General features: G+C 72.7%; 10 protein-coding genes and 2 pseudogenes. 4 read left to right on the top strand and 8 right to left on the bottom strand.

What is annotated here, in order from left to right; genetic code table 11:
- Positions 1 to 112: 112 nt before the first annotated feature.
- The 5 genes from ACIG5E_RS33960 to ACIG5E_RS33940 all read right to left on the bottom strand — a co-directional run bounded on the left by ACIG5E_RS33960 (position 113) and on the right by ACIG5E_RS33940 (position 4852).
- Positions 113 to 277, bottom strand: a complete 165-nt coding sequence (locus ACIG5E_RS33960; protein ID WP_396540152.1) for a hypothetical protein — start codon at positions 275 to 277, stop codon at positions 113 to 115.
- Between the two features lie 168 nt (positions 278 to 445).
- Complete coding sequence (locus tag ACIG5E_RS33955; RefSeq protein WP_396540151.1) at positions 446 to 1471, bottom strand: 6-phosphofructokinase; 1026 nt, start codon at positions 1469 to 1471, stop codon at positions 446 to 448.
- 385 nt (positions 1472 to 1856) lie between these two features.
- Complete coding sequence (locus tag ACIG5E_RS33950) at positions 1857 to 2585, bottom strand: type 1 glutamine amidotransferase (protein ID WP_396540150.1); 729 nt, start codon at positions 2583 to 2585, stop codon at positions 1857 to 1859.
- Between the two features lie 46 nt (positions 2586 to 2631).
- Positions 2632 to 3894, bottom strand: a complete 1263-nt coding sequence (locus ACIG5E_RS33945; protein ID WP_270141562.1) for a MurT ligase domain-containing protein — start codon at positions 3892 to 3894, stop codon at positions 2632 to 2634.
- Between the two features lie 262 nt (positions 3895 to 4156).
- Positions 4157 to 4852, bottom strand: a complete 696-nt coding sequence (locus ACIG5E_RS33940) for a GNAT family N-acetyltransferase (protein ID WP_396540148.1) — start codon at positions 4850 to 4852, stop codon at positions 4157 to 4159.
- A gap of 144 nt (positions 4853 to 4996) precedes the next feature.
- Here ACIG5E_RS33940 and ACIG5E_RS33935 point away from each other — a divergent pair.
- The 3 genes and pseudogenes from ACIG5E_RS33935 to ACIG5E_RS33925 form a co-directional block, all read left to right on the top strand.
- Positions 4997 to 5230 (top strand): annotated as a pseudogene (locus tag ACIG5E_RS33935) (hypothetical protein); the annotation flags it as partial.
- Between the two features lie 131 nt (positions 5231 to 5361).
- Complete coding sequence (locus tag ACIG5E_RS33930) at positions 5362 to 5607, top strand: hypothetical protein (protein ID WP_396540146.1); 246 nt, start codon at positions 5362 to 5364, stop codon at positions 5605 to 5607.
- A 94-nt stretch (positions 5608 to 5701) separates the two neighbouring features.
- A complete protein-coding gene (locus tag ACIG5E_RS33925) occupies positions 5702 to 5911 on the top strand; it encodes a hypothetical protein (RefSeq protein ID WP_396540144.1) in 210 nt (69 codons plus the stop codon).
- A 12-nt stretch (positions 5912 to 5923) separates the two neighbouring features.
- Here ACIG5E_RS33925 and ACIG5E_RS33920 read toward each other — a convergent pair whose 3' ends face one another.
- From ACIG5E_RS33920 to ACIG5E_RS33910, 3 genes are all read right to left on the bottom strand, one after another.
- Positions 5924 to 6349, bottom strand: a complete 426-nt coding sequence (locus ACIG5E_RS33920; protein WP_396540142.1) for a hypothetical protein — start codon at positions 6347 to 6349, stop codon at positions 5924 to 5926.
- Positions 6350 to 6426: 77 nt separating this feature from the next.
- Entirely contained in the window at positions 6427 to 7851 is a 1425-nt protein-coding gene (locus tag ACIG5E_RS33915; protein ID WP_396540140.1) for a pyridoxal phosphate-dependent decarboxylase family protein, read from the bottom strand.
- Between the two features lie 176 nt (positions 7852 to 8027).
- Positions 8028 to 9146, bottom strand: coding sequence for a hypothetical protein (locus ACIG5E_RS33910; RefSeq protein ID WP_396540138.1), 1119 nt, complete (start codon positions 9144 to 9146; stop codon positions 8028 to 8030).
- Positions 9147 to 9501: 355 nt separating this feature from the next.
- On the opposite strand from ACIG5E_RS33910, the pseudogene ACIG5E_RS33905 reads away from it, so the two are divergent.
- A pseudogene (locus tag ACIG5E_RS33905) lies at positions 9502 to 9617 on the top strand (IS607 family transposase); the annotation flags it as partial.

Genomic DNA, 9617 nt, shown 5'->3' with positions numbered 1-9617 from the left:
CAGAGGGTCCCGGCGGGCCCGTCCCAGCGCGCCGGAGGGTTACCGCCGGTCAGTCACCGGCGGTGGTGGTGCGGGTGGCACCCGTACGTGGGTCGGGTGCGGCCGGGACCGATCAGGTCAGGCTGAAGTAGCAGTGGCAGCCGTAGGGGGCGCAGGAGGCGCCGACCTCGGTGTGCGCGCTGTCGGTGGCCAGCGAGCCGATGGCGTCGCCCTCGGCCAGCTCGATGCCGTTGACGTCCAGGGCGTCCAGGTCGAGCGAGAGCAGCTGGGAGTCCATGGTGATGGTCCTTCCTCTTGGTTCCGTCGGTCCGTTCGGCCCGACAGGAAGACCTTCACAGGCGCTGATCTACAGCCGATATACGGAGCTCTGCGGCGGGAACGCCCGCCGGGCGCGAGGGAGCCCCCGGCCGGGCGGCCGGGGGCTCCCTCGCTGACGGCGCGACGGTCAGATGACCGTCTCGGCCTCCTGGTAGCGCTCCTGCGGGACGGTCTTCAGCTCGGCGACCGCCTCGGCCAGCGGCACCAGGTTGATGTTGGTGCCCTGCAGCGCGGTGATGTGCCCGAAGGCGCCCTTGTGGACGGCCTCGACGGCGTGCCAGCCGAAGCGGGTGGCGAGCACCCGGTCGTAGGCGGTCGGGGTGCCGCCGCGCTGGGTGTGGCCGAGGATCACCGGGCGGGCCTCCTTGCCGAGGCGGTGCTCCAGCTCGCGGGAGAGCTGGGTGGCGATGCCGGTGAAGCGCTCGTGGCCGTAGATGTCCTTGGTGCCCTCCTCCCAGTGCATGGTGCCGGGCTCGGGCTTGGCACCCTCGGCGCAGACCACGATGGCGAACTTCTTCTGCCGGTCGAAGCGCTCGCGGACGACGGCGGTGAGCTTCTCGATGTGGAACGGGCGCTCCGGGACGACGATGGCGTGGGCGCCGGCCGCCATGCCCGCGTTCAGCGCGATCCAGCCGGTGTGCCGGCCCATGACCTCGACGACCATGACCCGCTGGTGGGACTCGGCGGTGGTCTTCAGCCGGTCCAGGGCCTCGGTGGCGACGGACACGGCGGTGTCGAAGCCGAAGGTCACGTCGGTGGCGGCGATGTCGTTGTCGATGGTCTTCGGCACGCCGACGATCGGCAGGCCCGCGTCGCTCATCAGCTTGGCGGCCTTCAGGGTGCCCTCGCCGCCGATCGGGATCACCGCGTCCAGGCCGAGGTCCGAGCAGTACTTCTTGGCCCGCTCGACGCCGTCCCGCAGGTGGCTCGGCTGCACCCGGGAGGAACCGAGGATGGTGCCGCCCTGGGCGAGGATGCCGCTCACCGAGTCCAGGGTCAGGGGGCGGTGGTGCCCTTCCAGGAAACCGCGCCAACCGTCCTCGAACCCGATGATCTCGTCGCCGTGGTCGACCACCCCCCGGTGCACCACGGAACGGATCACCGCGTTCAGGCCGGGGCAGTCACCGCCGCTGGTCAGCACTCCGATACGCATTAGCTTTGCAACTCCCGAGCAGAACCGAGGAACGGCCGGACTACAGGCTGGGACGACGAGCCGACACCGTGATGAGGCGCTCCCACACCGGGATGGCGGGGAGGTGGCCGCGAGGTGAAGGACCGGCCGATCCGGACAGAAGGTCCGAAACGGCCGTGAAGTCGAGCATACGGCCCCTGGTCCGGCCGGGCAGGAGCCGACGCGGGAGCGGCGCCGTCGGCGCCCCCGCGCGGAATTGCGGCCTGCTGCCGAGGAGGGTGTGCAGCCGGCAGCCCCATTGTCGTACGTCCGGGGCCGCCCGCGGGCCGGGTGACCGCATCGCGGGCACCCGGGCGGGGCGTTCGGTCGTACGAGGGGGGTGCGTCGTGGGTACTACCGCCCGGTACTACGCGGGGCGCGTCGTGGCGGCGATGCGCTCGGCGCGCAACGCGTCGTACCAGGTGGTGTCGGCCGGCGGCAGGGCGTTGACGTCCAACGCCAGCCGGATCAGCATGTCGGCGATGGCGGGATTGCGGGCCAGCACCGGGCCGTGCATGTAGGTGCCGAAGACGGTGTCCCGCCAGGCGCCCTCGGTGCCGTCGCCGGTGCCGTTGCCGCGACCGACGGTGACGGTCGCGAACGGCTGGACGCCCTGGCCGAGGTGGGTGACGCCCTGGTGGTTCTCGAAGCCGGTCAGCTGCGGCAGGCCGAGCCGCGGGTCGATGTCGGCGAGCACGTCGCCGACGCAGCGGGGGCCGTCGCCGCGGGTGGTCCAGACGTCGAGCAGGCCGAGGCCCGCCTCGCGCTCGCCGAGGTCGTTGATGAACTCGTGGCCCATGATCTGGAAGCCGGCGCAGACGCCGAAGATGATCGCGCCGTTCTCGGCGGCCCGCACCAGGCCGCTGTCGGCGCGCAGCCGCTCGGCGGCCAGCCGCTGCGGGCGGTCCTCGCCGCCGCCGATCAGGTAGATGTCCCCGCTGGTGGGGATCGCCTGGTCGGACCGGACGTCGATCCGGGTCACGTTGAGATGGCGCTGGCGGGCCCGGCGCTCCACGACCAGGGCGTTGCCCCGGTCGCCGTAGGTGCTGAGCAGGTCCGGGTAGACCCAGACCACGCGCAGGCTGCTCTCACTCATCCTCGAAGGCCTTCCGTCACGAAAAGACTGGTGTGCGGGCGCGGCATCAGCCGGCCACGACCTTCCGCAGCTGCTGGAAGGCGGTGTAGTTGGCGATGGCCTCGATCCGACCGGGCGGGGCCATCCGGACGGCCTGCTCCAGGGTGTCCACCACGTGGAACTGCAGCCCGGCGACCTCCAGGCGGACGGCCAGGTCCAGCTTGCGCTGGCCCATCACGAAGATCGGGTGCCCGGCGAGGCGCTCGTAGTCGACGTCCCACAGCCAGGAGGTGTCGGTGCCGTCGGCGTCGAGGGCGTTGACCGAGAGCAGGACCGGGGCCGGCGGGCCGTCGATCAGTGAGAAGGTCTCCAGCCAGCCGGCCGGGTTCTTCGCGAGCAGCAGTCGGATGTCCCGGCCCTGGTACTGGACCACGTCGTAGCGGCCGGCCACGGCGGTCACCGAGCGCATCCGCTCCAGCGCGACCTGCGGGGAGACGCCGAACACGGCGGCGACGGCGGCCGAGCTGGTGGCGTTGGCCAGGTTGGCCCGGCCGGGCAGCTGCAGCTGGATCGGCCAGGCGCCGCGCTGCGGGTCGATCACGTGGGTGCCCTGGAGCGCCCAGTGCGGGTTGGGGCGCCGGAAGCCGCACTCCTGGCAGAACCAGTCGTCGCCCGGGCGCTGCATCACACCGCCGCACGCGGGGCAGGACCAGGCGTCCTCCTTCCAGGCCTGTCCGGCGGCCACCCAGACCACCTTCTTGCAGGAGGAGGCGGCCCAGGTCACCAGCGGGTCGTCGGCGTTGGCGATGACCACGGCCTCGGTGTCCTGCAGGCCCTCGCGCCACTTCTCCGCCATCATGCGGGTCTCGGCGGCGCGGTCGAGCTGGTCGCGGGAGAGGTTGAGCAGGGCGATCGCCTTGGGGTGGGTGTCGCGGGCGACCGTCGCCAGGTACTTCTCGTCGACCTCGATCACGCCGAAGCGGGCGTCCGTGCCGCCGGCCAGGGCGGAGGTGATGCCGGCCGGCATGTTGGCGCCCAGGGCGTTGGAGACCACCGGGCCGGCGGCGCGCAGCGCCTCGGCGATCAGGCGGGTGGTGGTGGTCTTGCCGTTGGTCGCGCTGACCAGGACCACGTCGAGGTGGTCGGCGAGGGTGGCGAGCAGGTCGGGGTCGAGCCTGAGGGCGACCTTGCCGCCGATCACCGAGCCGCTTCCGCGTCCGGCCTTCCGGGACACGGCGGCGGCGACCTTGCCGGCCGTGACCGCGATCTTGGCGCGGGCCGGCAGCGAGGCGTCGCGTGCGCCTGTGGGCTCCGATTCGGTGCCTGCCATGCTCAGTGGTTCCTCCTTGCTGCGGCACCGCCCGCTGGCCGGATAACGGGCCGTCGGGCGGCGGGGACGGGATCAGCCTACCGACTCCGTCGCCCGGCCGGACGATCCGGACCCCGCGCCGCCTGCTGCGACGCGGCCGCCGAGGCCGCTGACGGTCCGTCAAGGACGGCGGTGTACGGACGGACCTTCGTTTCCCCGGGGGACGCTCCGCCGCCGGTCCCGGGTTCCGAGGGCATCCGGTAAGGATGTGGTGAAGAAATGATCAGCGGCCCGGGGTGGGTGCGGATGCCGGGGTGGCAGCGGCACCGGCGGCCAGCGTGGCGGTGATCACCAGGGTGCCGTCCTCGGTGCGGAAGTCCAGCGGCGTCGCCAGCCGGCGCATCGCGGCGATCAGCCCGGCGTTGGCGGCCTGGGTCATCGCGTACACCGTGCCGATGCCGGCCGCCCGGGCCGCCTCGGTCAGCCGCCGCAGCAGGGCCACGCCCAGCCCGCGCCGCTGCCAGGCGTCCTCGATCAGCACGGCGAGTTCCGCCTCCTCGTCGTCCCACATCAGGTGCCCGAGCGCGAGGATCCGCCCGTCCGGGGCGGCCACGACCAGGCTGCGGCCGTGCCGCGGGTCCAGCAGGTGGTCCAGGTAGCGGTCGGCGTCGCGGACCGGCCCGTGGTAGCGCAGCCGCAGCGCGTCGGGGGAGCAGCGGCCGTGCATCGCCAGGGCCGCCGCCTTGTCGGCCGGCCCGGCGGGGCGCAGCACCAGCCCGGTCCCGTCCGGCAGGGACAGCCGGGACACCGCCTCCCAGGCCCGGGCGGCCGGCGCCGGGTGCGGCCGGGCCTGCCGGTAGGGGCCGCCGGCGAGCCCGGGCAGCCGGGTTCCCTGGCCCTCAGGAACCGCGCACCTGCGCGCTGACCTGCGGAAGGGCCGGTGCCAGAGCCGTTCGAGGCGAGTGCGGGATGCCGTCATGGGGCCGACGCTACCGACGGCTCGCTTCCGGCCGGTTACGTGATCGTGAACGCACGAATGCCCGGAGGTGCGCCGCCCCACCGGGGACGACCCCGTCACAGGTCCAGACAGGCGCCTCATGCCGTCGGGACGACGGGCGGCGAGACCTGCGAGTTCGAGTACAGCTTCCGCGAGCTGGCCGCACGGCGGCTGGCGGCGCCGGTGACCATCTTCAAGGCCTCGGGCGACGACTACTCGTTCATCGAGGGTGGCACCGGCTACTCGGCCACTCCGCCCACCGTGGTGGAGCTGGCGGGGGACCACTACGGGGTGCTGAGGGAGCACGGGGTGCGCGAACTCGTCGCCGCCGTCCGGGCGGTGGGGCGGATGCCGGCATGACGCCCGGTCGCCCCGGCCGCTGACGCGGACACGCTCACGGATGGCCCAGGATCCGTGACCGCGGGAGCCCCTTCGGATAGGGATGGCTCGGCTTCTCCGCCGAACCCATCCCGATCCGAAGGGGCTCCCCGATGTCCAGGAAGAACTCCGCACTGGCCACGGCCTGTTGCGCCCTGCTGCTGGCCGTGCCGCTCGCCTTCGCCCAGTCGGCCGCCGCCGGCACCAGCATCAACAGCACCAGCAACACCGGCAACAACGGCCCCAAGACCCCGGAGGAGGCGGCCACCTGCAAGGCCGTGACCGGCTCCCTGCTCGGCGGCTTCGGCAGCATGCTGGGCAACGCGGTGTGCGTGGTGCAGCCCGCGAGCCAGAGCTGAGCGGAACCGACCGGAACCGACCGGAACGGAACGGACCGGCGGCGGATGCCCGAGCGGGCACCCGCCGCCGGTCCGTCACTTCCGCGACGACGCGGTGAAGGAGCTCCAGGACTACCCGGCCGGTCCCTTCTGCGGAGTGTCGCAGTGCGCGGCGCTCGACTTCGCGACCGCCGCCCAGACCGCCTGTGTCTGGGCGGACGACGAGACGGTGGGCATCGTCACGGACGAGAAGGGCGCGGTCGGCCCGGACGACCTGGCCAAGCGCGCCCTGGAGATCCGCGCGGCCGTCGAGGTCGAGGGCTGAGGCCCGTTCGGATCAGGCGATCCGGGTCGGGGCGTCCTGGAGGGTGTGGCCGCTGGTGGTGAGGAGGGCGCTCAGGGCCGTGGGGGTGAGGGTGTGCGGGGTGCGGAGGAAGAGTTCGTCGGTCGTGGGGTGGGGGTGGAGCGAGAGCAGCGTGATCTGGTGGTCGGCGAGCGTGGTGTGGGTGTGCGCCAGCGCGGTGGTGCGCACCCGCCACAGGACGGTCGGGGGAGGGGCGTGCGGGGACCACCAGGCGTGCAGGAGGGCGGCGGCGAGCAGGGCGACGGCGGAGGTGGCGAGGACGGCCGGGCCGTCGGAGCCGTGGAGGACGACCTTCGCGATCAGGTCGGCCGCGGTGACGGAGAGGAAGGCGGCGGCGAGCTCGACGGTGTCACGGCGCCAGCGGCGGGCACGGTGGAAGGAAGGCTTTGAGTGCTCCATGGCCTCCACCGTGCCCGACCGGTGTTTCCTGATCGCGAACCGGCCGTGACCTGGTGGTTAAGGTCCGCCACGATGTGTTACGGCAGCAGCGTGCGGGCGGCGGCCTTCACCTCGGCGAGCAGGAGGTGGAGGTCCTCCTCGGTGGTCGCGGCGTTGAGCAGGCAGGCGCGGAGCACCTCGTGCCCGTCGAGCCGGGCGCCGGTGACGAAGACCCGTCCGCGCTGCTGGACGGCGACCGGCAGGTCGCGGTTGAGGGCGTTCAGGGCTGTCTCGTCCGGTCCGGCGGCCCGGTGGCGGAATGCGACGATGGAGGTCTGGACCTCCGCCAGCAGCTCCAACTCCTCGTCGGCCTCGACGAGTTCGCCGAGCCGGCGGGCGAGGGCGGTGCAGCGGGCGATGTCCTGGGCGAGGCCGGTGCGGCCGCGGTGGGCGATGGTGGCCCAAACCTTGAGGGCGCGGAACGGGCGGGTCTGCTCGGTGCCGTACTCGGAGAACCAGCCGAGCGCCCCGGCCGCCTCGTCGCGCAGGTAGGACGGGACGAGGCTGAAGGTGCCGCGCAGTTCGTCGGTGTCGCGGACCAGGGCGCAGCCGCAGTCGACCGGGACGCCGAGCCACTTGTGGGGGTCGAGGGCGAGCGAGTCGGCACGCTCCAGTCCGGCGTAGCGGTGGGCGATCGCGGGGTCGAGGCGGCCGAAGGCGCCGTACGCGCCGTCCACGTGCAGCCATATGCCCTGCTCCTCGCAGAGGTCGGCGATCGGGCCGAACTCGTCCACCGCGCCGGTGCCGACGGTGCCGGCCGAGGCGACCACCAGGAAGGGCAGCAGTCCGGCGGCGCGGTCCCGCTCGACGGCCGCCCGCAGTTCGGCGGGGTCGAGGCGTCCGTCGGGGCCGGTGGTGACGGTGCGCAGGTGCCTGCTGCCGAGGCCGAGGAGTTCGGCGGCCTTGCGGACGCAGGAGTGGGTCTCGCCGGTGACGTAGCCGACCAGCGGCGGCAGGCCGGTCAGCCCGTCCTCGCGGACGTCGTGCCCGGCCCGGCGGGCGGCGCGGTTGCGGGCGGCGGCGAGGCAGACGATGGTCGCCATCGAGGTGCCGGAGGTGAGCAGTCCGCCGCCGGCCGGGTGCGGGAAGCCGACCAGTTCGGCGATCCAGCGGACGACGGCGCGTTCGAGGTGGACGTCGGCGTGGTCGCCGCCGGCCGAGCTGGGGTTCATCGCGGCGGCGGCGAGGGTGGCGAGCACCCCGGCGGGGGCGGGGGCGGAGTTGACCCAGCCGAAGAAGCGCGGGTTGCCGTTGCCCATGGGATGGGGGAGGACGTCCTGCTCGATGGCGGCCAGCAGTTCACCGAGCGGGCGGCCCTCGGCGGGCAGCGGGGCGTCGAGCAGGTCCTTCCGGGCGGTGTCGCCCATCGGCTGCCAGACCGGGCGGGCGGGCAGCTCGGCGAGGTAGTCGGAGACCAGGTCGGCGGTGGCGTGGGCGGCGCCGCGGAAGTCCTCGGTGGTCATGGCGTGCTCCAGGGAGGCCGTGGGTGGGACCGGGCCAGGCGCGGCTTCCTCGGCGCACCCTGATCAGGCGATGGTCGGGTGATCCTACGCAAACGGGCCCGCGCCATGCGGCGCGGGCCCAGCAACTGGGACGGGGACGATCGGTCCCTCGATCGGTCCGTCGATCAGTCCGGCGATCAGTCCAGCGAGGCGGACAGTCCGCCCGCCGAACGGCAGTAGCCCTGCATCTCCTTGTTGGTGATCTTCGCGCAGAGCCGCCCGGCCGCGCCGCCGTCGGTGTAGTTGACCGTGTAGTAGCTGACCAGCCCCTCCGCGCAGGCCTTGCGCTGCCAGCCGTCGGCGGCGGTGGCGCACTGCTGGGCGGCCCAGTCCTCGCGGTCCAGGTTGTACTTCATGGTCCGCGAGCCGACGCCGCGGCTGCAGTCCACGGCCCCGCCGCCGGCCTTGCCGTTGAGGCACCACTTGAGGGCGTCGGCGTAGACCTCGGGGTGGTTCGGGTAGTCGTGCGAGGACAGGTAGAAGGTCGGGGCGTAGAAGAAGCAGGCGGACTGGAACAGCGACGGCTGGTCCTTGCACGGGTACAGCGGGTCCTGGGCGAGCTTGTCGGCGGGCAGGTTGGCCTTCGCCAGCTCGTCCTCCTCGTCCGGGCCGAAGAGCTGCATGAACAGGCCCTCGGAGCAGCGGATCCGGTTCTGGTCGGTGGTGAACTTGTTGCACAGGTCGCGGGCCTTGGCGACGTCCTGCTTGGCGACGAACATCGTGCCGTGGCCGACGCCGTGGATGCACGGACCGGTGTTCTTGGGGGCGCACAGCTTGAGCAGGTCCACCTCGGGCTGGGTGGAGGCGTTGAGCATCTCCTCGACCGCGCCGTGCAGGTAGCCGGCCGCGCAGGTCTCGTGCGGGAAGGAGATGACCTTCTGGAAGTCCTCGTGGTAGCGCTTGACCGCCGCGTGGCCGAGCTCGTGCGCGATCGGGTGGCAGAACCGCACGGTGTACGGCTTCGCCTTGGTGATCTTGTCGAGGTCGGCGAGGGCGACGCCGGGGTCGGTGGCGTCCATCTCGGCCATCAGCTTGTTGCGCAGCGTCGAGCGGGTCCACACCGCCGGGTCGCCGGTCGGGGTGGCGCCCGCCCCGCCGACCGCGACCGGCTGGGTGCCCGCACCGCCTCCCGGCTCGGTCGAGGCGGCCGGGGCCGCGGTGGCCGCCGCGGGCGACCAGTCGGTGACGGCCACCGAGCCGAGGCCAAGGACGCCCAGGAGCAGGGCGGTGAGAATCGCGAAGACTCGCGGCTGCATGACGGGATCCCCCGGCGGATCGAGGTGAACGGTTCGCTCCCATCCTGACGGCACGGGGGGCGGGAATCCGCGTTTTCGCCCGCCATTCGGGAGGTCTCGGCGACGCTACCGCATGGTCCGTACGCCCCGACGCGCCGGGATGGTTCCGGGTGATCATGCGTCAGCGGTGACTCCTTGTGACCAACCGTCCGCCGTGGTCCCCGGTTCCCGGCGTTCACCCGGACGGCGCAGCGGCCCGTCCGGGTGGGCCGCCGCGCCGTCCGGGGGTCGCTAACTGCGCTCGAATAAGTGTTCATGAGTGTCTTTCAGGTGTCATGAGTGTTGTATGTTCTTGTGTATGAACCTGACGGAATGAGCACGCGCACAGGGGGTCGCCCCGCGTACTGCGTACCGCTGGTTCCGTGAGGGCACGTTGCCGGTCCCTGCGGAACGAGTGGGGCCGCGCACGATCCTGGTGAACATCGACGCGAA

Origin of the sequence: Kitasatospora sp. NPDC053057, assembly GCF_044546945.1 — a bacterium.
Lineage (GTDB): Bacteria > Actinomycetota > Actinomycetes > Streptomycetales > Streptomycetaceae > Kitasatospora.
The sequence above is the reverse complement of the archived record's forward strand: the minus strand, read 5'-3'. Positions and strand labels throughout refer to the sequence as shown.